The organism is Kitasatospora sp. NPDC059795 (assembly GCF_042732175.1).
Lineage (GTDB): Bacteria > Actinomycetota > Actinomycetes > Streptomycetales > Streptomycetaceae > Kitasatospora.
In genome coordinates this window covers 187,359-212,603 of sequence record NZ_JBHWID010000002.1, presented here as the reverse complement: position 1 = coordinate 212,603, position 25,245 = coordinate 187,359, and the positions used below count along the sequence as shown (strand labels likewise).

The following is a 25,245-nucleotide window of genomic DNA, read 5'->3' as shown; positions in this document are numbered from 1 at the left end:
CCATCGCGGCGAACTTCGACGAGGACTCGGTGTTCTGAACACCCATGACAGGGCTCCTTCTTGAGAGGGGACGAACCAGGAGGAATCGGTCTGCCCGGGGCGTGCTTCGCCCGGGGATGGTGCGCGGGGGTGGTGCGCGGGGATCAGGCGGTCGGGATCCGCAGCGCCAGGGGTTCGGCGCCGGGCCGGCACTGGAGGTCGCAGCCGCAGCCCGGAGGCAGCAGCAGCCAGTGGCCGGGCAGCAGTCGGACGCCCTGCCGGGCCCCGGCGCCGGTGGGTCGCACCCGGCTTCCGCCGTGGTGCTGGAAGAGCAGCAGGCTGCTGCCCTCCGGTGCGGCGAGCCGCCGGACGGGCCGGCTCGGGGCGGGTTCGACGGGGCGGCCGAGGCGGTGGCGCAGGGTCTCCGCCCAGTGGGCGGCGGCCCGCGGGCTCCGGCCCTCGGTCCACAGCAGCGCCGGGCCGGTGCCGAGCCGGCGGTTCAGGAAGGCGACGACCTCGCGCTCCGGGTCGGTCGGACGGTCCTCGTCCTGTCCCCACTGCACTGCGCCACCTCCGTTCCCGCCGTCCGGTGGGGCCCGGTGTGCCCCGCTGACATCAATACTGCGGGGCACGGGAGTTGGGCGGCAGTCACGGAATGGCGGTCCCGGACGAACGGTCCCGGGGCAGCGGTAACGGGCAGTCGGTAACGGGCAGTCGGTAACGGGACCGCGTGACACCCGTGGGTCAGTCGCGGGTCAGTCGTCGAGCAGGCCGGCCCGCGCGGCGGCGACGCCCGCCTGGAAGCGGCTCTCGGCGCCCAACTCGTCCATGATGTCGGCGATGTGGCGGCGCGCGGTGCGCAGCGACATGCCGAGGCGGCGGGCGATCGCCTCGTCCTTGAGGCCGGCGGCGAGCATCCGGACGATGGTGCGGTCGAGTTCCTGGGAGACCTGTTCGAGGCCGTCCTCGGCGGCGGCGGCGAACGGCCGGGCGAGCGTCCAGGCCTGTTCGAAGATGCCGCAGAGGTAGGCGAGCAGGGCTTCCTGGCGGACCACCAGCGCGCCCCAGGTGCCGTCGCTGAGCGGCAGGAAGGCGAGTTCGCGGTCGAAGACGATCAGTCGACCGAACAGCTCGTGGGCCGTGCGGTATTCGGCGCCGAGTGCGGTGGCGGCCTCCACGTAGGCCTGGCTGGGGCCGTTGAAGCGCGCGGTGTGGTGGTACAGGGTGCGCATCCGGACGCCGCGTTCGAGCAGGGCGCGGTCGCGGCGCAGCGCTTCCTCCATCGCGGCGGGGACGCGGGAGCCGCCGCCGGGCTGGCTGGTGAGCACCTCGCTGCGGCAGTCGGCGGAGGCCCGGTCGAGGGCGGCGCGGACGTCTTCCAGGTCGGCGATCACCTCGATCTCGCCGGCCCCGCCGGCCTGTTGGGCGGCCTGCCGGTGGAAGGGCAGGAAGCCGGCCACCTGGGCCTGGCGGTGGGCGAGTTCGGCGCGGGTGCGCTGGATCTCGGCCTCGACGGGGGCGGCGAGCGCGGCGATCGCGGTCTGCGGGGGCAGTGCCCGGCAGCGTCCGGGGTCGGCCGGGTCGGGCTGGAGCAGCTGCCACTCGGCCAGCCGGTCCAGGGCGGTGGCGGCGGCGGCCGGGTCGAGGCCCTGTCGGGCGAGGTGTCCGGCCAGGGCGGCGGGGTCGAGGCGGCCGTGCTCCAGCACCCAGGCGTAGGCCGCGACGTCGGCCGGATCGGGGGCGAACTCGGCCCCGACGCACAGGGTTTGGGCCGTTAGGTCCATCTTCGTCCCCCGGTCATCTTGCTGCCAGCGCAGTTGGTGAGGTGGCCGCACGATGGTTCGGGCACCCTGCGCCGGACATGCTAGTTCCCAGGCGCCGGCCCCCGGATCGGGGGCCCGCCACCAAGATCTCCTTCGCTCTTCGCCGTCTTCAGGAGGACTCCGCCATGAAGCGTTTCGCCCGCACCGTCGCGTTCGCCGGTCTGCTGCTCGCGCTGGCCGGGGCGGCCCCCGCCGTGGTCGCGGCGACGCAGTCCGACCCGGCGGCGGTGCGGGCGGACGGCGCGACGCCGTCCGGCGACACCTCCTGGGGCGGCTCCTGCGAGCTGCCGCTCTGCCAGCGGTACCCGTACTGACCGGCCCTACAGCGGGCGGACGTTCTTCGGCAGCCAGTCGTCGACGGTGTCGGTGAGCCCGATCCGGGCGGTGTCCCACGTCCCGTAGCGCGGGTTGACCTTGATGTGCAGGGCGGTGCCCGCGTCCACCAGGGCCTTGCGGATGGCGGCGTCGCCGGCCGTGCCGGTCGGGTCCTGGCCGCCGGCCAGCTTGGTGAGGCCGAGCTGCTGGCGGTAGAAGTCGTCGATCCCGGCGGCCGGGACGCCCTGCTTGACCCGCAGCAGTTCGGCCAGCTTGGCGTCGCCGCCCACGACCTTGCTGTCCGCGGACCGGGCCGCGCCGATCTCGCCCGCGTCGACGGTGAGCCGGCGGTCGGCCAGTGCCCGGACGATGACCTTGTCGAGGATCAGGTCGTTCACGGCGTGCCGGGCCAGCCCGGGCTGCTCGTTCGCCGCCGGTGCGCCGTCCTGCGCGGTGCCGCCCTCGCGGACCGCCGTCATCCGCGCCTGCACCTGGGCGATGGTGATCCGCTCGTCGCCGACCGTGGCGGCGGCCCCCTGGTGCGCCGGCGCCCCGCCGCAGGCGGTGAGCGCGGCGGCGGCGGCCGCGAGCCCGATGGCGGCACGCAGTCGGCGGACGGAGCTGATGCGGATCACTGGGGCCTCCTGGTCGATGGAGCGCTTTCCGGTGGTGCTTCGCGTTCACGGCTGGGACGAACAATAGGCAGCCCCGCCCGCGGGTGCCAGACCCCGCGCGCACGGTCGCCCGTCCGGGACCGAACGTTCCGTCCCGCCGTGGACGAACGTCCGCCTATGATCTGCCGCGACTCGTTCGACTATCGGGGGGCACGGAAGATGACGACGCGACGGGATGTCCTGCGGCTGGCCGCGGCCGGAACGGGGCTCGGGGCGGCGACGGTGGTGGCGGGCGCCGGCAGCGCGGCGGCGGCCGCGGATCCGGCCCGGCCGCTGGGCTGGATCGACGTCCGGGAGGCCTTCGGCGCGAAGGGCGACGGCGCCGCCGACGACACGACGGCGCTGCAGAACGCGCTGAACGCCGCCGGCCCGGGCGGCGTGGTGGTCCTCCCGAACGGCAACTACCGGATCTCGGCGCCGCTGAAGGTCCCGAGCGGTGTACGGGTGCAGGGCAGTGGCTCGTCCTGGTACTCGGGCGGCGGCGTCCGGGAGACGGTGATCAACGCCTCCTCGTCGTTCTCCGGCAACCAGCTGCTGCTGCTCGACGGCACCGTGTCGGGCGGCAGCACGGCGGTGTCGATCCGCGACCTGACGCTGCGTGCGGCGGACGCCCCGGCCGGGTCGGCGGTCGGCCTGGACGTGGTCGGCGCGGTCTCCCAACTGCTGCTGGAGAACGTCCAGGTGACGCAGACCAAGGGCGCCGCCGTGCGGTTCTCGGCAGCGAGCGGCGCGGCCCCGACCGCCTGCCGGCTCCGCCAGGTCGCCACCTTCTTCGCCGGCGGGAACGGCTTCGAACTGGACGCCCGGGACAGCCAGTTCACCGGCTGCCTGGCCCACGGCAGCGCCCTGTCCGGTTGGCGCTTCGTCCGCTCCAGCAACAACCAGCTGGCGCAGTGCCGTTCCGAGCACAGCAAGCGGCACGGCTTCGAGTGGACGGACGACAACCCGATCGGCGCGGTCGTCCTCACCGCCTGCACCACCGACCAGAACGGGCAGGACGGCTTCCACCTGGAGCGGATCGGCGGTGTCGCGGCGGTCCAGTTCGACGGCTGCTGCGCCCGCCGGGACGGCAACACCAAGGACGCCCGGTTCTCCGGCGTCAGCGTCACCGACTGCACCGCCCCCGTCCTGCTGACCGGCCTGGCGGTCACCGCGTTCCGGGGCGACGACACCGCGCCGGACACGCTGGTGGAGTCCCCGTACTACGGCCTCACCGTGGCGCGTTCCGCCTCGGTCGGGGTCCAGGCGGCGGCGCTGTCCACGACGGCGGGCGGGCAGGCCGTCAACTGGGACGGGCAGGGCCGGCTGAGCACCGGCCCGAACCTGGTCACCGGCAGCTACCAGAACAACGCCACCGTCTGGAGCCCCGCCGACGGGCTGCGCAGCGGCCCCGACCAGCTGTCCTTCGCCAGCGCGGGCACCGTCACCCCGCTGCTCGACCCGACCCCGCAGCCCGCCGACCAGGGGCTGCTGACCTGGTCGTTCGACCCGTCCGCGATCGGCAGCACCGGCGTGCCGGCGACCGGGACGCTCCAGCTGGTCCGGGTGCTGCTGCGCACTCCGCAGACGGTCTCGGCGGCGCTGGTCGCCGTCACCGGCGCGGGGGCCGGGCTGACGGCGGGCCAGAACCAGGTCGGCCTGTACGGGGCGGACGGGTCGCTGCTGGCGACCGGCGCGGACCAGAGCGCGGCGTGGGCCGCGACCGGCCTGAAGTCCGTCCCGCTGACCATGGCCGCGGGCGTGCCCGCGGTGCTGCCCGCCGGGTCGTACTGGGTGGCGTTCCTCGCCAACAGCGGCGCCGGCGGCACCGCCCCCGGGTTCGGCCGCGGCGCTTTCCTCAGCACCTCGGCCATCAACGTGGGCCTGCCCGGCCAGCCGCCGCGCTACGGCCAGTACGGCACCGGCCTGGGCGCACTGCCCGCGAAGGTGACGTTCGGCCAGGCCGCCAACTCGACCAGCTCGTTCTGGGCGGCGCTCCGCTAGGGCCGCCCCCCGGCGTCAGGTCGCGTACGGGTTGGTGGGGGCCGTGGCGGCGTTCGGTCTCCAGGAGGAGTTCGAGCAGGCAGGGGGTACGAAAACAGGGGCGCGTGGGGGTACCTCCCGGCCCGCTAGGGCTGGGGGAGAACTGCGCGACAAGCGCAAGGCCCGTCCGCAAGGTCGCGATCAAGTGCAAGTCATTGCCCTCGTCGCGACCCAGCGGTTGGCTGCCTTCCGCCTCGCGCAGTTCCCCGCGCCCCTGGTTTCGTGCCCCCTGCTACCTCTTCAGGTCGTCGAACATCGTGGTCAGGAACTCCGTGCACCACGACAGCAACTCCCGCCCCAACAGCGGCTTTCCGCCGATGCGCCCGCCCGAGCCGGGCCGCGGGACGAGCAGTTGCCGGGCGGTGGACTTGATCTGGGTGCGCGGGTAGAGCCGGTTCAGTCGGAGCTGCTGCGACTCCCGCAGGTCGACGGGGCCGAAGCGGACGAAGGTGCCCTGCAGGGTGATGTCGCCGATGCCGCAGCGCCGCGCGAACAGTCGCAGGCCGGCCACCAGCAGCAGGTTCTCCACCGCTTCGGGGAGCTTGCCGTAGCGGTCGGTCAGCTCCTCGCGGACCTGCGTGATGTCGTCCTCCGAGTTGACGGCCGCGATCGACCGGTACGCCTGGAGGCGCAGCCGCTCGCCGGGCGCGTAGTCGTGCGGGACGTGCGCGTCCACCGGCAGTTCGATCTTCACCTCCAGCGGCTCTTCCTCGGGCTCCGCGCCGCCCGCCTCCAGCGACTGCCGGAAGTCGGCGACGGCCTCGCCGACCATCCGCATGTAGAGGTCGAAGCCGACGCCGGCGATGTGCCCGGACTGTTCGCCGCCGAGCAGGTTGCCCGCGCCGCGGATCTCCAGGTCCTTCATGGCGACGTACATGCCGGCGCCCATCTCGGTGTGCTGGGCGATGGTCGCGAGCCGCTCGTGCGCGGTCTCGGTGAGCGGCTTCTCCGGCGGGTACAGCATGTACGCGTATCCGCGTTCCCGCCCGCGGCCGACGCGTCCGCGGAGCTGGTGCAGCTGGGAGAGCCCGAAGGTGTCGCCGCGTTCGACGATCAGGGTGTTGGCGTTGGAGATGTCGATGCCGGACTCGACGATGGTCGTGGAGACCAGGACGTCGAACTCCTTCTCCCAGAAGTCGACGACGACCTTCTCCAGGTGCGTCTCCCCCATCTGCCCGTGCGCGGTGGCGACCCGCGCCTCGGGCACCAGGTCCTTGAGCCGGGCCGCGGCCTTGTCGATCGACTCGACCCGGTTGTGGATGTAGAAGACCTGTCCCTCGCGCAGCAGTTCGCGGCGGATCGCGGCGGAGATCTGCTTCTCGTCGTACGGGCCGACGAAGGTGAGGACGGGGTGGCGTTCCTCGGGCGGGGTGGTGATCGTGGACATCTCGCGGATGCCGGTGACCGCCATCTCCAGGGTGCGCGGGATCGGGGTGGCGGACATGGTGAGCACGTCCACGTTGGCCCGGAGCTTCTTCAGCTGCTCCTTGTGCTCGACGCCGAAGCGCTGTTCCTCGTCGACGATGACCAGGCCGAGGTCCTTGAACCTGGTCTCCGAGGAGAACAGCCGGTGCGTGCCGATGACCACGTCGACCGAGCCCTCGAACAGGCCCTCCAGGACGGCCTTCGCCTCGGTGTCGGTCTGGAAGCGGGACAGCGCCTTCACGTTGACGGGGAAGTTCGCGTACCGCTCGGCGAAGGTCGAGAAGTGCTGCTGCACCAGCAGCGTGGTCGGCACCAGCACGGCCACCTGCTTGCCGTCCTGCACGGCCTTGAACGCGGCGCGGACCGCGATCTCGGTCTTGCCGTAGCCGACGTCGCCGCAGATCAGGCGGTCCATCGGGACGGACTTCTCCATGTCCGCCTTGACCTCGCCGATGGTGGTCAGCTGGTCGGGGGTCTCGGCGTACGGGAAGGCGTCCTCCAACTCCCGCTGCCAGGGGGTGTCCTGGCCGAAGGCGTGGCCGGGGGCGGCCATCCGCGCCGAGTACAGCTTGATCAGGTCGGCGGCGATCTCCTTGACGGCCTTCTTGGCGCGCTGCTTGGTCTTGGCCCAGTCCGCGCCGCCGAGGCGGTGCAGGGTCGGGGCCTCGCCGCCCACGTACTTGGTGACCTGGTCGAGCTGGTCGGTGGGCACGAACAGCCGGTCGCCGGGGTGGCCGCGCTTCGCGGGGGCGTACTCCAGCACCAGGTACTCGCGGGTGGCGCCCTGCACGGTGCGCTGCACCATCTCGACGTACCGGCCGACGCCGTGCTGCTCGTGGACGACGTAGTCGCCGGCGGCCAGCGCCAGCGGGTCGATGGCGTTGCGGCGGCGGGACGGCATCCGGCGCATGTCCTTGGTGGAGGACTTCTGGCCGGACAGGTCGGTCTCGGTGATGACGGTGAGCCGGAGGGCCTCGTCGACGAAGCCGTGCTCGATCGAGCCGCAGGAGACGTGGACGACGTCCCGGGTGGGGGCCTCGGCGAGGTCGGCGACCAGCCGGGCGGGGATGCCCTCGTTGCCGAGCACCTCGGCGAGCCGGTTGGCGGGGCCGTGGCCCTCCGTCACCAGCACGACGCGCCAGTCGGCGGCCAGCCGCTCCCGGGCGTCGGAGATCGCCCGCGCGGTGTCGCCGCGGTACGCCTCCACGGCGTGCATGCCGAGCGTCAGCGTGTCGGCATCGAACTCCAGAATCTCGGAGACAGTCGAGTCACTGGTCGCGAACGGGCTGACCGACCACCACGGCAGCCCGATCTCCGCGGCGTGCTCGCGGACGTCGGCCAGCGACCACAGCGACGCGGCGGAGACATCGATGACCTCCAGGTCGATCGGCCGGTCGGCGCCCGCGGCGGCGGCCACCCAGGACGCGGCCAGGAACTCCTGGCTGGTGGCGACCAGGTCGGCGGCCCGGGTGCGGACCCGCTCGGGGTCGCAGACCACGGCGATCGAGCCGGTGGGCAGCACGTCGAGCAGCAGTTCCATGTCGTCGACCAGCACGGGGGCCAGCGACTCCATGCCCTCGACCGCGACGCCCTGCGCGATCTTGTCCAGGATCTCGCCCAACTCGGGGTGCTGCGCGGCCAGTTCGGCGGCCCGGGCGCGCACCTCGTCGGTCAGCAGCAGCTCACGGCAGGGCGGCGCCCACAGGCCGTGCTCGGCGATCTCCAGCGACCGCTGGTCGGCGATCTTGAAGTAGCGGATCTCCTCGACGTCGTCGCCCCAGAACTCCACCCGCAGCGGGTGCTCCTCGGTCGGCGGGAAGACGTCCAGGATGCCGCCGCGCACGGCGAACTCGCCGCGCTTCTCGACCAGTTCGACCCGCGCGTAGGCGGCGGCCGACAGCTTGCGGGCGATCTCGTCCAGGTCGTGCTGCTCACCGCGCTGCAGGGCCACCGGCTCCAGCTCGGCCAGGCCCTTCACCTGCGGCTGCAGGACGCTGCGCACGGGGGCGACCACCACCTGCACCGGGCCGGCGGCGGGGTCGTCGGCCCGCGGGTGGACGATCCGGCGCAGCACGGCGAGGCGGCGGCCGACGGTGTCCGAGCGCGGGGAGAGCCGCTCGTGCGGCAGCGTCTCCCAGGCCGGGAACTCGGCGACCGCGTCGGGCGGCAGCAGCGAGCGCAGCGAGGCGGCGAGGTCCTCGGCCTCGCGGCCGGTGGCGGTCACCGCCAGGACCGGGCGGCCGTTCCCGTCGGCACGGGCGGCCAGCGAGCGGGCCAGCGCCGCGATCGCGAACGGCCGCGCGGCGGGCGGGCCGACCAGGTCGAGGTGCTGCCTGTGCCCCGTGGCGGCCGCCTCGATCGCCTCGGCGAGGGCGGCGTCCCGTACGACGACATCGAGCAGTCCGGACAGGCTCATACGTCAAGTTCTCCACGGCGGGGAGTGGCCCGGCAACAGACGGCCGCCGGGCAGCGCGACAGTCCCGGAACGCGGTGCGCCCGGGGGGTGTCCAGCCTACGCCGCGCGGGGGCCGGGCACGCTGCGCGCCGTCCCGACCGGCGACTCACCGGTATGCGTACGGGCTCGTCCAGAGATCATGCAGCCGACACACTCCTGTCACTGTCCGTCCATGGTGGCCGAGCAAGATGGAGAGCAGCGCAGGCCGCATCCAACCGTGGGGGATGGCTGCGGAACGCGCGATCGCACCTCGATGGGGGTCGGGAGTGCGAAGGCCGGGCGACCCTGGGTGGGGGCGCCCGTGCCACTCACGCCGGGACTCGCGGCGCCCGCCTGGGGCGGGTGCCGCGAGATCTCGGCGTCGGCGTGTTGTCCGCCGGACCACTTCCCGCGAAGCGCCGCGCGCGGCGGGCGGGGCTCCGTACTCTCTTGTGAAGAAGGTGTGGGGACACCGGGTCTTTTCCAGGGGGTTGGGTTCGTCATGCGTGTCGTCATCGCAGGTCAGGGCTATGTCGGTCTCCCGCTCGCGGTCCGGGCGGCGGAGGTGGGGCACCAGGTCGTCGGGTACGACGTGGACGAGCGGCGGATCAAGCGGCTCGCGGTCGGCGAGTCGTACGTGGAGGACATCCCGGGCGAGCGGCTGCGGCCGCTGCTGGACGGCGGGCAGTACCTGCCGACGGCCGATCCGGGCGACGTGGCGGGCTTCGACGTCGCGGTGATCACGGTGCCGACGCCGCTGCGGGACGGGGCGCCGGACCTGTCGTTCATCGAGGCGTCCGCGAAGCTGCTGGCCCGGCACCTGAAGCGCGGGGCGACGGTCGTCCTGGAGTCCACCACCTACCCGGGGACCACGGAGGAGCTGCTCGCGCCGCTGCTGGAGGCCGGTTCGGGGCTGCGCGCGGGGGCGGACTTCCACCTCGGGTACAGCCCGGAGCGGATCGACCCGGGCAACCCGCAGTGGAAGCTGGAGAACACGCCCAAGGTGGTCTCCGGCACCACGCCCGAGGGCCTGGCCGCCGTGGACGGCTTCTACGGGCAGCTCGTGGAGCGGACGGTGCCGGTCTCCTCCTGCAAGGAGGCGGAGCTGACGAAGCTGCTGGAGAACACCTTCCGGCACGTCAACATCGCGCTGGTCAACGAGCTGGCGATGTTCGCGCACGACCTCGGCATCGACGTCTGGGAGGCCATCGACGCGGCCTCCACCAAGCCGTTCGGCTTCCTGCGGTTCACGCCCGGCCCGGGCGTCGGCGGCCACTGCCTGCCGATCGACCCGTCGTACCTGTCCTGGCGGGTGGAGCGCGCCCTCGGGCAGTCGTTCCGCTTCGTCGAGCTCGCCAACGACGTCAACAGCCACATGCCGGACTACGTGGTCCGCCGGCTCGCCGAGGCCCTCAACCAGCGCCGCCGCAGCGTGAACGGCTCCCGGGTGCTGCTGCTCGGCCTGGCGTACAAGAAGAACACCGGCGACGCCCGCGAGACCCCGGCGGCCCGGATCGTCGAACTCCTCACCCGCCAGGGCGCGGAGGTCCGCGCCGCCGACCCGCACGTCGTCGCGGGCGTCCACGTCGCCGAACCCCACGACGCCGGCCCCCTCGCCACCGTCCACCGCGTCGAGGCCACCCCCGAGGAACTCGCCGCCGCCGACGCGGTCGTCCTGCTCGCCGACCACGACGAGTTCGACTACGCCGCCGTCACCGCCCACGCCCGGTACGTCCTGGACTGCCGCCACCGCCTGACGGGGGCCGCGGTCGAGGTGCTGTGACGCCTCAGGGGCGGCGGGCGGCGTCCGAGCGGCGCACCAGCACGGTCACGCCGGCCGCCGCCAGGACCGACAGCCCGCCGGCCGCCGCCCACCACCGCCAGGCCCCCGGGTCGCCACCGGCCGCCGGCGGGGCGGCGGCCTGCGACGTCGTCGTCGGGGACGTCGTCGGGCGGGCCGGGGGCTGGGTGGGGGCGGCCGGGTCGGCGTTGGTGAAGGTGAAGCGGCCCTGGAGGGGAGCGCCGTCGGCGGCGACGGTGCGCCAGCTGACCTGGATCGGGCCGCGCGGCAGGCGGCCGACCTTCTGCTGGATGTCGTGGCCCGCCGCGGTCGGCGCGCCGTCGGCGTACGCCGTCCCGTCGGTGCCGACCACCGCGACCGTGGTGTAGCCCGGCTGCACCGCGCTGTCGAAGGTCAGCGTGACCACCGTCGGCGTCTCGGACACCACTGCGTCCGCGGCCGGGCCGGAGGAGAGCAGCTGCGCGTGCGCCGCCGCCGGGGGCGCGGACACCAGGACGGACAGCGCGGCGGCCGACAGGGCCGTCAGGAGCGAGGGGACTCGGGGCTTCACAGCACAGTGGTCGGCCGCGACGAGCGGGAAGTTCCCGACGAATCCCGGGAACTTCCTGCCCTCCCGGCCCGACCACTGCGGTATCTGCGGGACGCGACCCGCACCCGAGCCGAAAGCCGATGCACCCCATGTCGATCACCCCCGCCCCCGCCGCTCCGGGCCGCTCCCCCCGGCTCCGCCGCCTCGTCCTCGCCACGACGGCGGGGGCGATAGCCCTGTCCGGCCTGGTCGCCTGCGGCAGCGACTCGTCCCCGGCCAAGAGCTCCCCGAGCGCGCCGTCCGCCACGGTCGAATCGGCGCCGGTGACGGTCAAGGACCCGTGGGTGAAGGCCTCCGACTCCGGCATGACCGGCCTGTTCGGCACCCTGGTCAACACCACCGGCGCCCAGCTCACCGTGGTCTCCGGCACCGCCACCGTCGCGGAGAAGACCGAGCTGCACGAGGTCGCGGACGTGGACGGCAAGCCGATGATGCGCCCGAAGGCGGGCGGCTTCGTCATCCCGGCCAACTCCGGCCACGAACTCAAGCCGGGCGCCGACCACATCATGCTGATGGGCCTGACCCAGCCCCTGAAGCCGGGCGACGAAGTCACCGTCACGCTGACCCTCGACGACGGCCGGACGGTGAAGTTCACCGCCGTCGGCAAGGCGTTCGCGGGCGGCAAGGAGGACTACAACCCCGGCATGACGAAGGGCTGAGTTCCGCACCATGGACACCAGCCCCACCGCGGACACCAGCCCCACCGCCCCCGCCGCGGTCGGCCGCCGCCGACTGCTGACCGGCGGCGCCCTCACCCTCGGCGGGGCGCTGGCCGGCGCCGGCCTCGGCACCGCCGTCCGCCGGCCCGCCCGGGCCGTCGACCGGCCGCCCGAGTACGGCCGGCACCAGGTCCCGTTCCACGGGCCGCACCAGGCCGGGATCGACACGCCCGCCCAGGCCCACGGCGTGTTCCTCGGCTTCGACCTGGCCGACGGCACCGACCGCGCGGCCCTCGGCCGGATGATGCGGATCCTCACCGACGACGCCGTCCGGCTCACCCGGGGCGAACCGGCACTCGCCGACACCGAGCCCGAACTCGCCGCGCTACCCGCCCGGTTGACCGTCACCTTCGGGTTCGGCCCGGGCCTGTTCCGGGCCGCCGGACTCGACGACCGGCGGCCCGCCTCGCTCGAACCGCTGCCCCCGTTCGCCATCGACCGGCTCCAGGACCGCTGGTGCGGCGGCGACCTGCTGATCCAGATCTGCGCCGACGACCCGCTCACCGTGGCCCACGCCCAACGGATGCTGATCAAGGACGCCCGCACCTTCGCCCGGCTGCGCTGGGCCCAGCGCGGCTTCCGCAACGGACGCGGCATGCAGGACGAGGCCACCACCCAGCGCAACCTGATGGGCCAGATCGACGGCACCGCCAACCCCCCACCCGCCGGCGACATCTTCACCCGTGCGGTGTGGACCGACACCGGCCCCGACTGGCTGCACGGCGGCACCACCCTCGTCCTGCGGCGCATCCGCATGGACCTGGAGACCTGGGACGTCGCCGACACCAGGGCCAAGGAGTTCTCCGTCGGCCGGACCCTCGGCACCGGCGCCCCGCTCACCGGCTCCGCCGAGCACGACCAGCCCGACTTCGACGCCAAGGACTCCCTCGGCTTCCCGGTCATCCCCGACTTCGCCCACATCCGGCGGGCCCACGTCGCCGACCCCCGGCTGCGCATCTTCCGCCGCCCGTACAACTACGACGACGCGCCGGCCCCCGACGGAACCCCCGACACCGGCCTGCTCTTCGCCTCGTTCCAGCGGGACATCGCCGAACAGTTCCTGCCCGTCCAGCGCACCCTGGCCGCCTCCGACCAGCTCAACCAGTGGACCACCCCGATCGGCTCCGCCGTCTTCGCCGTCCCCCCGGGCTGCGAACCGGGCGGCTGGATCGGACAGACCCTGCTGGGATGACCCGGAGACGGCGAACCGCCCCGCTCGGTCGAGCGGGGCGGTTCGCCATGGTCCCCGAAGCTCAGCCCCGGCGCTGGATCCGGTCGCGGTTGGGGCGGGTGTCGTGGTTCAGGCCGTCGTCCACGATGACGATCTTGGGCACGATGCGGGTCTCCGCCTCGGCCCTCGCGTCGGCCTCCGACGCGGCCTTGGCATCAGCCTTGGCATCGACCTTTACGTCAGCCTTGGCATCGACCTTTACGTCGGCCTTGGCATCGACCTTTACGTCGGCCTTGGCATCGGCCTTTACGTCGGCCTTGGCGTCGGCCTTGGCGTCGGCCTTGGCGTCGGCCCCGGCATCCGTCTTCGGCTCGGCCGCCGGCGGGTTGGCGGGCTTCGGCGGCAGCGGGTCCTTGGCGAAGCTCGCGGGCTTGGGCGGCGCGGCCGGGGGCTCCACCACGGTCGGGGTGTAGGGCTTGCGGGGGTCGCCGGCCTTGGGCGCGACGTCGGCGGGCTCGTCCTTGACGCGGCTCAGCACGGCGGTCGGCTGATCTGCGGCGGGCTTGGCGGCGGCCGTCGCGGTGGCGGGCTTGGCGGTGGCCGTCGCGGTGCCGATGGGGGCCTTGCCGAGGTCGGCCTTCTTCGCGGGCACGGGGGCGGCCGGCTTCTCGTCCTCCGGCTCCTCGATCGCGCCGACCGCGGCGCCGGTCAGCGAGGCCAGGGTGCCCTTGATGTGGTCGAGGTGGGTCTGCACCTTGTCGAGGCGCTTGCCGAAGTCGACCTGCTCGCGCTCGCTGGCGACCTTGATCCGGGCGGCCTTCTCCTTGGCGGCGGCGAGCTCGGCGTCGGCCTTGGCCTGCGCCTGGGTGTCGAGGCGGCGGGCCTCGGCGAGCATCGCCTCGCGGTGCTGCTCGGCCTCCTTGACCTTGGCCTCGGCGGCGGCGGTGATCTTGGCGACGGCCGCGTCGGCGTCGGCCTCGGCGGTGGAGAACCCCTCGTCGGCCTTGCGGCGGCGGTCGGCGAGGGTGACCTCGGACTGCTCGGAGGCGTCGGCGGCGGAGACCCGGATCCGGGCGGCGTGGCCGGTCGCGGCGTGAACGACGGCGCGGGCCTCGGCGTCGGCGTGGGCGCGGACCCGCTCGGCCTCGGAGCGGCTGCGCTCGTCGGTGCTGCGGGCGGAGCGGTCGGCGTCCTCACGCAGCTTGGCGGCGTGGTCCTTGGCGGACTTGGCGGCGGCCTCGCCCGCCTCGTGGGCGGCGTCCCGGGCGTCCTCGCCGGAGCGCTTGGCCTTGGTGTGGATCGCCTCGGCCTCGTTCTGCGCGATCTTCAGCAGGATCGCGGCCTGCTCGCTGAGCTCGGCGTAGTCGGGGTCGGGCGCGTCCTCGGCGGCCTGCTGGATGTCGCCGAGGCGCTTCTCCATCTCACGCAGGCCGGAGCCGAGCACGCTGAGGCGTTCCCAGGCCTCGTCCCGTTCGCGGCTGAGCGCGGTGACGGCCGCCTCGACCTGGTCCGGCGCGTAACCGCGCCGGGAGACGGTGAAGCCGTACTGGGACACGGCGTCGCTCATTCGGCTGTTCTCCTCGTGCTCGCGGGCCGCGCAGCCCCGCCGGGTGCGTGGTTCGGTGGGACGGCGGCACCGTCCCATTGACCTATTTTGCGCAGATACGAACGCAAACCAAACAGGCCGCCGCCGCGCGGCCGGGCGAACCGGCCGCGCGGGAGGCGCCAGGGCCTGTCCGGTCGATCGTGTCGCGCGCCCGGCACGATCGACCGGACCGACCCTAAAGCAGGCCGTCCCACAGCTGTTCGACCAGGACGGCCCACCAGCTTTCGGGCGTGTGCACGGCGGCCGGGTCGGCCGCCAGCAGCTGGGCCTGGAAGTCCGTGGTCCAGCGGCCGGCCTGCTCGGGCGTGAGGCCGTGCCGAAGGTGCCACATCCGGGCCAGCACGGCCAGGCAGCGGACGAACTCGGGGACGCCGGTGTTGACGAACCGCGGCGGCTCGGCCGGGTTCTCGATGTCCACGGCGACGACCGCGGCGGTGCCGTACTGGACGCACAGCTGGCGACCGTAGTCGTTGCCGAGCACCAGGTACCCGCCGAAGTCCGGGCCGGGCTGCAGACCGCGCTCGGCGGCCAGCTCGGCCAGCGTCGGGATCGGCCGGCCCTCCTGGGCCTGTGCCCAGAAGAACGGCGGGAACTCGCGCGGCAGGCCGACCCACATCAGGGTCTGCGCGACCGGGTCCGGCACGCCCTGCCGGGACACCGCGCGCTGCTCGAAGCGGAACATGCCGGGCCCGAACAGCTGGCCCAGTTCGGCGGCCAGCTGCTGCGGCACCATCGGCGGCAGCGGCGGCAGCGAGCCGGGCGGCGGCAGCGGCACCCGCTGGGTGCGGGGGCGCGGCGGCGCGGACACCAGCTGGTGCAGTTGCTCGACGTGCTCGCTCAGCACCGCCATGCCGGACTGCCGGGCGGCGGTGTCCCGGCCGTACGGGGCGGTGTGGCTGATCCGGGCGTTCGGCCAGGACGCCTTCACCATCCGGGCGCAGTAGCCGCCGGGCAGGTCGCACAGCTCCAGGTCGGTGTGCACCTCCAGCACCTGGTCGGCGGGCACGCCGATCCGGCGCAGCTCCTGCAACGCCTTCCACTCCGGGTGCGGGGTGCCGAGCTCGGACAGCATCACCAGGCTCCGCTCGGAACCGTCGGGCGCCCGGTAGTTGACCACGGCGGTGGTGCCGGGACCGGTGGTGGGCACGCCGGACGGCGGCACCGGGGCGGCGGGGGCCGGGCCGGGGCCGGGCGGCGGCGGGAACGCCGGGCCGGGCGGCGGCACCGGCGCACCCGGGAACGGCTGCGGCGGCATGCCCTGCGGCGGTCCGGGGAACGGCGGCGGGGCCTGGAACGGCGCACCCTGCTGCGGGCCGGGCGCGGGCGGGAACGGCGGCGTCGCCGGGCCGCCCGTCGGCGGCAGTTCGATCGCCGGGGCCAGCTGGGTCGCCTGGTAGGCGACCGCGGCGGCCTCGGGTGCCGGAGCGGCCGGCGGCGCGGCAGCGGCGTCGGCGCGCAGCCCGTCGGGCGCGGGCGGCGGCGGGGTGCCGGGGCCGCCACGGCCGCCGGGGCCCTGCACCGGGCCGCCGGTGTTCGGCAGCAGGTCGGCGGGCGGGGGCGGCGGCGGGGCGGTCGGGCCGGACCGGCCGAGCCCGACGTGCGCGGGCCCGCCGGTGTTCGGCAGCAGGTCGGCCGGCGGGGGCGGCGGCGGAGCGGTCGGACCGGACCGGCCCAGCTGCACCCCGTGCGGGGGCGTGCCGGGCGCACCGGGCAACCCCATCAGCCCGGGCGGGCCGTCGCCGGCCAGCATGGTCGGCGCGTAGTCGATCGACGGCCCGGCCGCGTCGGGAACGGGCGTGCCGGGCCCGGGAGTTGCCGGACTGCCGAGCGGGAACGGCGGCGTCGCCCCGATCGGCGGCACGGGCATGCCGGGAACGGGCGTGCCGGTCGGCGTGTAGGAGCCGGGCCCCGCATCCCCCTGCGCGGGCGGCACGGGCGGCACCGGCGCGGGCGGCACCGGCACCGGCACCGGCACCGGCGCGGGCGCGGGAGCCGCCCCGGACAGCTGCGCGTTCTCGGCGGCCACCGCGGCGGCGCCGGCGTCCTGCAGCCACTGCGGCGGGCTGAGCAGGAACGACGTCGCCTCGACCGCCCCGCGCACCGGCTTGGCCGCGCCGGCCGGGTTCGGCTCCGCCGCGGTGCCGTAGAGCTCCTCGAACTCCCGCACCACGTCGTTGATCGGCAGCGGCGGCCAGAGCATGCCGGCGCCGCTGTCCCGGGCGATCACCAGCCTCGGCGAGGTGCCGGGCCCGCCTTCGTGTTCGCTGCCGTCCACCGCCCAGCAGACGTAGCCGAGGTCGAACTCCCGGACCCGCACCTCGCGTTGGAGCGAGCGCGGCACACCGGCGTTGATCCAGTCCTCGGCGGTCTCCTGCGCCTGCGCGTACGTGGTCACCACGTCTCGTCCCACCCCTGTCGTTCGGTCAGTTCACCGGGACGGCGCGCGCGAAGCCGCCGTCCACCATGAGTTCGGCGACGGTCTCCAGCTCCGGGGGGCTGCCCGCGAGCCGCAGCAGGAAGGCGGCGAAGCTGTCGCCGCAGGGCAGCAGCAGCCGGGCCACCCGTGCCTCCGGGGACTCGTCCGCGCCCTCGTCCCGGGCGTCGTCGTAGGGCAGGAACCAGACCGAACCGGTCTGCTCGCCGCGAACCTTGAGGGCGAGCAGACCGCCCTGCTGGTAGGCGATCGCCAGGTAGTCCTTGGTCAGGTGGTCGCGCAGGCACTTGTTGGCGTACACCAGGTCCTGGGTGCCGTACTCCTCGGAGAGGGTCAGGAACGGCTGGTCGACCAGCAGGCCGAGGTCGACGTCCAGCGCCGCGGAGGCGGGGACGCGACCGCCGGCCAGCTTCAGGAAGTCGCGGTAGACGGGCGGCAGCGGGTGGCCCAGGCGCTGTTCGGCGCGCTGCACCAGGTCCTCGGTGACGGCCAGCGGGTCGCCGCCGTCCTTCGCCAGCGGGAAGTGCACGGGGCGGCGCTCCTGGAGCGGGCGGGTGCCGCGCCGGAAGTGGTCGGCGGTGGAGATCGCCAGGCCGCCGTGGTGCCGCAGCAGGGCCTTCACCTCGACCGGGACCAGCTCCATCCGCCGCCAGCCCTGCGGGGCGCGGCCGACCACGTGGTGCCACGTCCAGCCGGGCGGGGTGGCGACGGCGGTCTCCAGGTCGGCCCACAGCTCGTGGCCCTGGGTGTACAGCGCGGCGTTCGCCGACACGTAGTCGGTGAGCCGCAGCTCGTCCACGCCGAAGCCCTGCGGCGGGTCGGCGACCTCGGCGGCGGCGACCGCGTACGGCGAGAAGTCCGGGTACCCGTGCTCGTCGACGCGAACGCCCCCGGGGTGGCGCTCCGCCCGGACCGGGTCCGGGAATTGCACCACCTGGCCCGCGTACGCCGCGTTGGGCACGGCGGCGGTGCCGGGCCGACCTGTCGTCATCTGGGGTCCCCCACAGCAGAAGCCGAAATCCTCGGAGACCAAGCCTAGGGCAACGACCGACGGCGCTCGGGGTCACGGGGGTACCCGACCGACCCCTGCCCGGCCGGGTACCGACACCGCGTCAGCGTCGGCGCACCGCGGCGGACAACGTCTCCGCCACCCGTACCTGCTGCCCCTCGGTCAACTGCGGGAACAGCGGCAGCGTGAGCAACTCCCCCGCCGCCCGCTCGGTGACCGGGAACGCGCCCTCCCGGTGCCCCAACTGCCGGAACGCCGGCTGCAGGTGCACCGGCGCCGGGTAGTGCACACCGGCCCCGATGCCCGCCTGCTGCAACTCCGCGAGCACCCCGTCCCGGTCCCGTTCCACCCGCACCGCGTACAGGTGCCACACGTGCTCGTTGCCGGGCAGCGTCCGCGGCAGCGTGACGCCCTCCAACCCGCCCAACAACTTGTCGTACCGCTCCGCCGCCGCCCGCCGGGCCTCGTTCCACGCCGGCAGCCGCCGCAACTTGCTGCGCAGCACCACCGCCTGCAAGGTGTCCATCCGCGAGTTGAATCCGAACCGCTCATGCACGTACTTCCGGGCCGACCCGTGGTCCCCGATCAGCCGCACCGCCTCGGCCAGGCCGGCGTCGTCCGTCACCACCGCGCCCGCGTCCCCGTACGCGCCCAGGTTCTTCCCCGGGTAGAAACTCGTCGCCGAGATCCGCCCCCAACTCCCCGACGCCCGCCCGTGCCGCGTCGCCCCCTGCGACTGCGCCCCGTCCTCCACCACGGGCACTCCGCCGGCGACGTCCACCACCTTTTCCATCGGCGCGAGTTGACCGTTCAGGTGCACCGGCATCACCGCGACGGCGCCCCCGACCTTCTCGGCCACCTGCTCGACGTCGATCAGCAGATGCTCCTCGTCCACATCCACCAGCACCGGCGTCAACCCGGCCCGCACCACCGCCTCCGCCGTCGCCACAAACGTGTTCGCCGGCAGCACCACCCCACCACCGGGCGCCAAGTCCAGCGCCCGCAACGCAAGTTCGAGCGCATCCGTGCCATTGGCCGTCCCGACGGCATGCCCCACCCCGCAGAACGCCGCGAACTCCCGCTCGAACGCGCCGACATCGGGACCCTTGATATAGGCCCCACTCGCCAACACAGCCTCGAACCCCGCCCGAACCTCGTCGGCGATCTCGGCATGGGCAGCGTGCAGATCGACCAGGGGAACGTCATTCATTGTTGATCAGACCCTCCAGAGCAGGGGAGCGAGAAAGTGCGCGAAGCGGAAGAAACCCGTCGGAAAGGTCGCGTCAGAGCGGAAAAGTTGCACGTGCGGGCGCCCCGACCGATCAGAGCGCTCCCCTCAACGCCGCCACCACCCGCCCCTGTTGCTCCCCCGTCAACGAGTGATACAGCGGCAGAATCAACGTCCGCGAAGTCAGCAACTCCGTCACCGGCAACGGCACCCGCGCCGCCCCCTTGTACGGCGCCTCCAGATGCGCAGCCATGATCCCCCGCCGCGCCGAGACCCCCTCCGCCGCCAGCCGCCCGAGCACCTCGCCCCGGTCCGGCGCGTCCTCCGGCAGCAGCAGCCACAGCGACTGGAAGTTGGACGTCCCGTACGCCGGTTCGGCGACCAGCCGCCCCGCGAGCTCCGCCCCCAGCAACTCCCGGTACCGCGCCGCGAGTTCACGTCGCCGCGCGACCATCGCTGGAAGCTTCCCGAGCTGCACCAGCCCGATCGCCGCCTGGACGTCCGTCATCCGGTGGTTGAACCCGATCTCGTCGTACGTCTCCAGCACGCCCGCCCCGCCCGCCCCGGCGTGCCTGTCGGCGGCCGAGACGCTCATGCCGTGCTCCCGCAACCGCCGCAACCTGGCCGCGAGTTCACCGTCCTGGCAGGTGACCATCCCGCCCTCGCCGGTGGTGAGCAGCTTGCGCGGGTGGAAGGAGAACGCGGCGAGGTCCGCGCCCGCGCCGACCGGGCGGCCCCGGTAGACGGACCCGGCGGCGCACGCGGCGTCCTCGACCACGGCGATGCCGCGCGGTTCGGCCAACGCCTTGATGGCGTCGAGGTCGACGGGGACGCCGCCCTGGTCGACGGCGATCACCGCGCGGGTGCGCTCGGTGAGCAGCGGCGCGACGGTCTCGGGGGTGAGGTTTCCGGTGGCCGGTTCGACGTCCGCGAAGACGGGGGTCGCGCCGACGTAGGTGACGGCGTTGGCGGTGGCGATGAAGGACAGCGACGGGACGACGACCTCGTCGCCGGGGCCGACGCCCGCACCCACCAGCGCCAGGTGCAGCGCGGTGGTGCAGGACGAGACCGCGATGGCGTGCGGCACTCCCACGGCCTCGGCGAACGCCCGCTCGAACGCGGCCACCCGCGGGCCCTGGGCGACCCACCCGGAACGGACGGCTTCCGCCGCTGCCTCGGCCTCTTCCTCGCCGAGCCACGGGATCATGACGGGGATGGTGGACATCGGGTTGCTCCTCTGCTGGGTCGCGCCCACGTGCAAGTCACTCGTCCGGCCGCGATCTCTCCGACCGGACAGGGCCGGCTAGCTCTGTCCGTCCCGCGCGGTTCCACCCGCCGCGGTCGTCGCGTCCTTCCACCAGTCGACGAGCTTCCGCAGCCCGTCCGTCAGCCCCAGTTCCGGCTTCCACCCCAGGTCGCGTTCGGCCGCCGAGATGTCCGCGAGCCGCCGCACCACGCCGCCCGCGGTGTCCCGCGCGGGCCCGTGCTCCACGTGGAGGTCCGAGTCCATCGCCTCCAGCAGCGCGTCCGCGAGCCCGCGCAGCGAGACCTCGCTGCCGGACGCGATGTTGTAGACCCGGTCGGTGACGGGCGCGGTGGCGGCGAGCAGGTTCGCCCGCGCGATGTCCTCGGTGTAGACGAAGTCCATGGTCTGCGCGCCGTCGCCGAAGATCAGCGGTGGCTGCCCGCCCGCGATGCGCTCCATCCAGCGGATGAAGACCTCGGTGTAGCGGCCGTGCACGTCCATCCGGGGCCCGTACACGTTGAAGTACCGCAGCGCGACGTAGTCCAGCCCGTACATGGTGTGGAAGCTCCGCAGCAGGCCCTCGTTGAAGACCTTCGCGGCCCCGTACAGCGTGTCGTTGTTGTAGGGGTGCTGGCTCTCGGGCGTCGGGAACACGTCCGCGAGCCCGTACACGGACGCCGTCGACGAGGCGACGACCTTCCGCACGCCGGTCTCGGCGGCGGCCTCCACCACGTCGAAGGTCCCGTCCACCATGACTTCCAGCGCCAGCCGGGGTTCGGCCGCGCACTGGGTGATCCGGATCGCGGCGAGGTGGAACAGCACGTCCGCGCCGGGGGCGAGGAGTTCACGCAGCAGGGCCCGGTCCCGGATGTCCCCGTCCACCACGCTCAGTTGCCCGGGCGCGGCCAGTTCGCGGGCGCGCGCCAGGTTCTCGGCCCGGCCGCGGACGAAGTTGTCGAGCACGACGACCTCGCGGGCGCCGGCCTCGATCAGCTGGTCGACGACGGTGGAGCCGATGGTGCCGGCGCCGCCGGTGACCAGGCAGCGGGAGCCTTCGAGCGGTACGGCGGCGTTCATCGGACGGTGGCCCTCTCCTGCACGGGACGCTGACGGGCGGTCGGCTCGACGGGGACGGTCACGCCGCCGAGTTCGAGGCTGAGGGACGCGGCGTGCAGCAGGCGCAGCACGCGCAGGCCGGCCCGGCCGTCGGTGAGCGGGGTGCGGCCCTCGACGATCGCGGCGGCGAATTCGGCCATCACGTTGCGCAGGGCTTCCTGTTCGACCAGGGCGGGGGCGATCATGTCGCCGACCCGGTAGGAGATCAGGGCGCGGTGCCGGATGGCGTCGGTCAGCTCGTCGGGCGGGGTGAGGTCGACGCCGCGGTCGTGGATGGCGAGGCGGGCCTGCGGGTTGAGGTCGTCCCAGACCAGGGTGCGGCGGGAGCCGCCGATCAGGGTGGTGCGGACCTTGGTCGGGGAGAGCCAGTTGACGTGGCAGTGGGCGAGCGCGCCGTTGGACAGCCGGACCGTCAGGTAGGCGACGCAGGCCCGGCCGGCCCCGATCGGGTCGGCGGCCTGGGCGCTGACGCCGACGGGTTCGACGCCGGGCGGCAGCACGAAGTCGAGGATGGACAGGTCGTGCGGGGCGAGGTCCCACAGCACGTCGACGTCGGGTTGGACGAGTCCGAGGTTGATCCGGACGGAGTCGAAGAACTGGATGTCGCCGATCTCGCCGCCGTGCACCAGTTCGCGGATGCGGCGCACCACGGGGGTGTAGCAGAAAGTGTGGTCGCACATCAGGACGAGGCCGCGTTCCTCGGCGAGGGCGACCAGGTCGGCGGCTTCCTCGACGGTGGTGGTGATGGGCTTCTCGACCAGGACGTGCTTGCCGGCCTCCAGGGCGGCCCGGGCGAGGCGGTGGTGGGCGGCGGCGGGGGTGGCGATCGCGACGGCCTGCACCCGCTCGTCGGCGAGCACCTGTTCGTAGGAGGTGGTGGAGGTGACGGTGGAGTACTCGCCGAGGACCTTGCGGGAGCGCTGTTCGTCCAGGTCGCACAGCCAGTGCAGTTGCAGGGCGGCGGTCTGTTGGGCGTTGCGGACCAGGTTCGGGCCCCAGTAGCCGGCTCCGACGACGGCGAGTCCGATCCGCCGGTCGGGTTCTCGGTCGGTGCTGCCCGGTGTGGGCACGTGTTCCCCTGGCGCCTCGTGCGCCACGACGTTCGACCCCATTGCAAGACCCCCCTTGCCGCCGCGTCGCTCGAACGGTACCGGCCCGGCCGGGCCCGTCGAGGCACAATCGGAAAAACCGGTGAACGCCACCAGGGGCGTGCGGGACGGAAGTTGGGCCCTCCGTATGCCCCCGTGCGCCCCCGTGTCGCACCCCGGCGCGGCGCATGTCGGATCGGTTTGGCAGGCTGGACGCTTCCGGGTGAGGATTCACCGTCCGTCAGCAGACCCCCGGCAGCGGAGAACTGCCGGTGCGCCGCACAACGTCGAGGAGCAGTCATGGACCAGTCGGGCCCGCCGCCCGTGTTGCGCCACCAGCGCGACAGCCTGCTGCCCGCGGTGGCTGCGGCGCTGATGCTGCGCGGCGGTGAGGTGCACACGCTGGCCGGGGAGAAGTCCGAGCTGGCGCCGATGCTGCACCCGCTGGTCGGCGAGTTCCTGGCGGCGCTGCCGGTCGACAAGCGCGAGCGTTTCCTCGGCCGCTGCCCGGAGCCGGCGCTGCTGTCGCAGTTCCTGGGGCAGATCGACTCGTCCCGCTCGAAGCGGGCCTCGCGCAAGCCGATGACGGTTCAGGAGGCCCGCAAGGCGCTCAAGGGGGCCCGGATGACCACGGTGCGGATCCGCGAGGAGGGCGATCCGGCGCACGGCACGCACGCGCCGCCGTGCCGTTCCTGCGCTCCGCTGCTGGATCATCTGAACGTGACTGTCGTCGCGGTCGGGCCGCCCGGCCGCCGGTCCCCGTCCCCCAGCCCCCGGAGCACGTCCTGAACGCCAGCACCGTCCGCACCCAGCCCCGTTTCCCGGCCGACGTGGCCGCCGCCCTCAAGCAGGCCGGCTGGCACCCGGGCCGGTGGGAGATCCGCCAGGCCGAGCAGTGGGCCGATGCGATGGTCGCGTACGGCGGTCCGCTGGACCCGCAGCACTCCGTGTTCCCCGCCGCGATCGAGGCCTGGGCCGAGTTCGGCGGCCTGGCCTTCGACGTGCCGGGTCCCGGGCGCACCCAGGCCCGCACCCCGTTCCTGCTCGACCCGCGCTGCGGCCTGCACGCCCCGCGCACCCTCGCCGACCTCGGCCGCGCCCTGGACACCCGGCTCGCCCCGCTCGGCGAGGAGCTGTACGGGCAGGCGCTGCTGGCCATCGACGAACAGGGCCGGGTCTACGGCCTCGACCACGCCGGAGAGTGGTTCCTCGGCCACAGCGTCGACCAGGCGCTGGCCACCCTGGTGCTCGGCCTGGCCCCGCACCGGCTGCGCACCGCCGAGAGCTGAGCGGTCAGTTCAACGGTTCGACGGCCAGCCGCAGCCGGGACGGCAGCACCGCCTCGACCCGGAACCCGCCGTCGCCCTCCGGCCCGGCGTGGAACATCCCGCCCAGCGCCATCACCCGCTCGCGCATCCCGACCAGGCCGTTGCCGCCGCTCGGCAGCGCCACCGGCATCGCCGCGCCGCCCGGGCAGTCGTTCACCACCGACACCCGCACCCCGTTCGGCACGTACGCCAGCAGCACCACCACGCGCGCCCCGCCGGCGTGCTTGTGGGCGTTGGTCAGGCCCTCCTGCACCACCCGGAACGCGGTCTGCTCGGCCTCCGCGACGTACGCCAGGTGCTCCCCGCTGACGGTCAACGAGACCGCCATGCCGGCCGCCCGGGACTGCTCCACCAGCTCCGGCAGCTCCCCGAGACCGCCGACCGGCGCCTCCACCTGGTCCTGCGGCTCCGTCATCCGCAGCACGCCGAGGATCTCCCGCAGCTCGTCCAGCGCCTGCCGGCCGACCTCGCCGATCAGCTGCGCCGACTGCTGCGCCTTCGCCGGGTCCTTCGGGACGATCCGCTCCACCGCCGCCGCGTGCACCACCATCAGGCTCACCCGGTGCGCGACCACGTCGTGCATCTCCCGCGCGATCCTGGTCCGCTCCTCGGCCCTGGCCCGCCACGCCCGCTCCCGGGCCTGCTCGGCGAGCATCGTCAACTCGGCCTCCAGGCCCTCCGCCCGGTCCGTGAGCGACTCCACCAGCCGCCGCCGCGCCCCCACGTACAGGCCGGTCACCACCGGGGCGACCGCCATGCCGACCGCGACGAACGCGGACACGATCACCAGCACCCAGCCCGGCGGCAGCGGTTCCGGCGACGGCGTCGGGGGCGGCGCGAACATCGCGAACAGCACCATGCCGAACGTCTCCGCCGTGGCGACCGCCGACAACCCGACCACCCGGGCCCGCCGGGACGGCCACTCCCAGGTCGCCGCCAGCGTGTACAGCGACACCACCAGCAGGATCACGCCGAAGAACCCCGGCACGAACACCAGCGCCACCAGCACCGGAAACGCGGGCCATCGGCGCCGCACCACCAGCGAGACACCCGCCAGCGCCCCCAGCACCACCGCGACCACGGCTGCCGCGAGGCCCAGCTCCAGCCGGACCTTGACCAGCGCGTACGCCCCGGCCGCACACTCCGCCGCCGCTGCCAGCGCCAACGCCACGTCGAGCGCCGCGCCACGCCTCCGCGCCCACCACCACAGGCCGTCCCCCGCCGGCTTCTTACTCATG

General features: G+C 74.0%; 20 protein-coding genes. 7 read left to right on the top strand and 13 right to left on the bottom strand.

Annotation, left to right across the window (positions count from 1 at the left end):
* Positions 1–143: 143 nt before the first annotated feature.
* Positions 144–542 carry a hypothetical protein gene (locus tag ACFV4P_RS04905; protein ID WP_380467452.1) on the bottom strand — a complete coding sequence of 133 codons (399 nt, stop codon included), beginning with the start codon at positions 540–542 and terminating at the stop codon, positions 144–146.
* 192 nt (positions 543–734) lie between these two features.
* Positions 735–1,763 (bottom strand): LuxR C-terminal-related transcriptional regulator, encoded by a 1,029-nt coding sequence (locus ACFV4P_RS04900; RefSeq protein ID WP_380467450.1) that lies wholly within the window; start codon positions 1,761–1,763, stop codon positions 735–737.
* Between the two features lie 164 nt (positions 1,764–1,927).
* Here ACFV4P_RS04900 and ACFV4P_RS04895 point away from each other — a divergent pair, with 164 nt between their 5' ends.
* Positions 1,928–2,116: a hypothetical protein gene (locus ACFV4P_RS04895; protein WP_380467448.1), complete on the top strand. Its 189-nt coding sequence runs from the start codon at positions 1,928–1,930 to the stop codon at positions 2,114–2,116.
* A gap of 6 nt (positions 2,117–2,122) precedes the next feature.
* Here ACFV4P_RS04895 and ACFV4P_RS04890 read toward each other — a convergent pair whose 3' ends face one another.
* The gene (locus ACFV4P_RS04890) at positions 2,123–2,752 is read right to left on the bottom strand and encodes a SurA N-terminal domain-containing protein (RefSeq protein WP_380467446.1); all 630 of its coding nucleotides are present in this window, start codon (positions 2,750–2,752) and stop codon (positions 2,123–2,125) included.
* A 198-nt stretch (positions 2,753–2,950) separates the two neighbouring features.
* Between ACFV4P_RS04890 and ACFV4P_RS04885 the strand changes: the two genes are divergently transcribed.
* Positions 2,951–4,774, top strand: a complete 1,824-nt coding sequence (locus ACFV4P_RS04885; protein WP_380467444.1) for a glycosyl hydrolase family 28-related protein — start codon at positions 2,951–2,953, stop codon at positions 4,772–4,774.
* 271 nt (positions 4,775–5,045) lie between these two features.
* On the opposite strand, the gene mfd is transcribed toward ACFV4P_RS04885, so the two are convergent.
* On the bottom strand, positions 5,046–8,654 hold the full coding sequence (gene mfd, locus ACFV4P_RS04880; protein WP_380467442.1) for a transcription-repair coupling factor: 3,609 nt from the start codon (positions 8,652–8,654) through the stop codon (positions 5,046–5,048).
* 520 nt (positions 8,655–9,174) lie between these two features.
* Here mfd and ACFV4P_RS04875 point away from each other — a divergent pair.
* Positions 9,175–10,455 (top strand): nucleotide sugar dehydrogenase, encoded by a 1,281-nt coding sequence (locus ACFV4P_RS04875; protein ID WP_380467440.1) that lies wholly within the window; start codon positions 9,175–9,177, stop codon positions 10,453–10,455.
* 4 nt (positions 10,456–10,459) lie between these two features.
* On the opposite strand, the gene ACFV4P_RS04870 is transcribed toward ACFV4P_RS04875, so the two are convergent.
* Entirely contained in the window at positions 10,460–11,023 is a 564-nt protein-coding gene (locus ACFV4P_RS04870) for a copper resistance protein CopC (RefSeq protein ID WP_380467438.1), read from the bottom strand.
* 128 nt (positions 11,024–11,151) lie between these two features.
* On the opposite strand from ACFV4P_RS04870, the gene ACFV4P_RS04865 reads away from it, so the two are divergent.
* Both ACFV4P_RS04865 and ACFV4P_RS04860 read left to right on the top strand, forming a co-directional pair.
* A complete protein-coding gene (locus tag ACFV4P_RS04865) occupies positions 11,152–11,721 on the top strand; it encodes a copper chaperone PCu(A)C (protein ID WP_380467436.1) in 570 nt (189 codons plus the stop codon).
* 10 nt (positions 11,722–11,731) lie between these two features.
* On the top strand, positions 11,732–12,973 hold the full coding sequence (locus tag ACFV4P_RS04860; protein WP_380467434.1) for a Dyp-type peroxidase: 1,242 nt from the start codon (positions 11,732–11,734) through the stop codon (positions 12,971–12,973).
* Positions 12,974–13,034: 61 nt separating this feature from the next.
* Here ACFV4P_RS04860 and ACFV4P_RS04855 read toward each other — a convergent pair whose 3' ends face one another.
* From ACFV4P_RS04855 to ACFV4P_RS04825, 7 genes are all read right to left on the bottom strand, one after another.
* Entirely contained in the window at positions 13,035–14,519 is a 1,485-nt protein-coding gene (locus ACFV4P_RS04855) for a hypothetical protein (RefSeq protein WP_380467432.1), read from the bottom strand.
* 214 nt (positions 14,520–14,733) lie between these two features.
* Positions 14,734–16,956, bottom strand: coding sequence for an SUKH-4 family immunity protein (locus ACFV4P_RS04850; RefSeq protein ID WP_380467430.1), 2,223 nt, complete (start codon positions 16,954–16,956; stop codon positions 14,734–14,736).
* Between the two features lie 25 nt (positions 16,957–16,981).
* Positions 16,982–17,983, bottom strand: coding sequence for an SMI1/KNR4 family protein (locus ACFV4P_RS04845; protein WP_380467428.1), 1,002 nt, complete (start codon positions 17,981–17,983; stop codon positions 16,982–16,984).
* A 121-nt stretch (positions 17,984–18,104) separates the two neighbouring features.
* Positions 18,105–19,211, bottom strand: coding sequence for a DegT/DnrJ/EryC1/StrS family aminotransferase (locus tag ACFV4P_RS04840; protein ID WP_380467426.1), 1,107 nt, complete (start codon positions 19,209–19,211; stop codon positions 18,105–18,107).
* 112 nt (positions 19,212–19,323) lie between these two features.
* The gene (locus tag ACFV4P_RS04835; RefSeq protein WP_380467424.1) at positions 19,324–20,454 is read right to left on the bottom strand and encodes a DegT/DnrJ/EryC1/StrS family aminotransferase; all 1,131 of its coding nucleotides are present in this window, start codon (positions 20,452–20,454) and stop codon (positions 19,324–19,326) included.
* 78 nt (positions 20,455–20,532) lie between these two features.
* Entirely contained in the window at positions 20,533–21,552 is a 1,020-nt protein-coding gene (locus ACFV4P_RS04830) for an NAD-dependent epimerase/dehydratase family protein (protein WP_380467422.1), read from the bottom strand.
* Complete coding sequence (locus ACFV4P_RS04825; protein WP_380467420.1) at positions 21,549–22,661, bottom strand: Gfo/Idh/MocA family protein; 1,113 nt, start codon at positions 22,659–22,661, stop codon at positions 21,549–21,551. Before ACFV4P_RS04825 ends, ACFV4P_RS04830 begins: the two co-directional genes overlap by 4 nt.
* Before the next feature lie 318 nt (positions 22,662–22,979).
* Here ACFV4P_RS04825 and ACFV4P_RS04820 point away from each other — a divergent pair, with 318 nt between their 5' ends.
* Positions 22,980–23,468, top strand: coding sequence for a YwqJ-related putative deaminase (locus ACFV4P_RS04820; protein ID WP_380467418.1), 489 nt, complete (start codon positions 22,980–22,982; stop codon positions 23,466–23,468).
* A 41-nt stretch (positions 23,469–23,509) separates the two neighbouring features.
* Entirely contained in the window at positions 23,510–23,968 is a 459-nt protein-coding gene (locus ACFV4P_RS04815) for an SUKH-3 domain-containing protein (RefSeq protein WP_083646734.1), read from the top strand.
* Between the two features lie 4 nt (positions 23,969–23,972).
* On the opposite strand, the gene ACFV4P_RS04810 is transcribed toward ACFV4P_RS04815, so the two are convergent.
* Positions 23,973–25,244, bottom strand: coding sequence for a sensor histidine kinase (locus tag ACFV4P_RS04810; RefSeq protein ID WP_380467416.1), 1,272 nt, complete (start codon positions 25,242–25,244; stop codon positions 23,973–23,975).
* Between the last annotated feature and the right edge of the window lies 1 nt (position 25,245).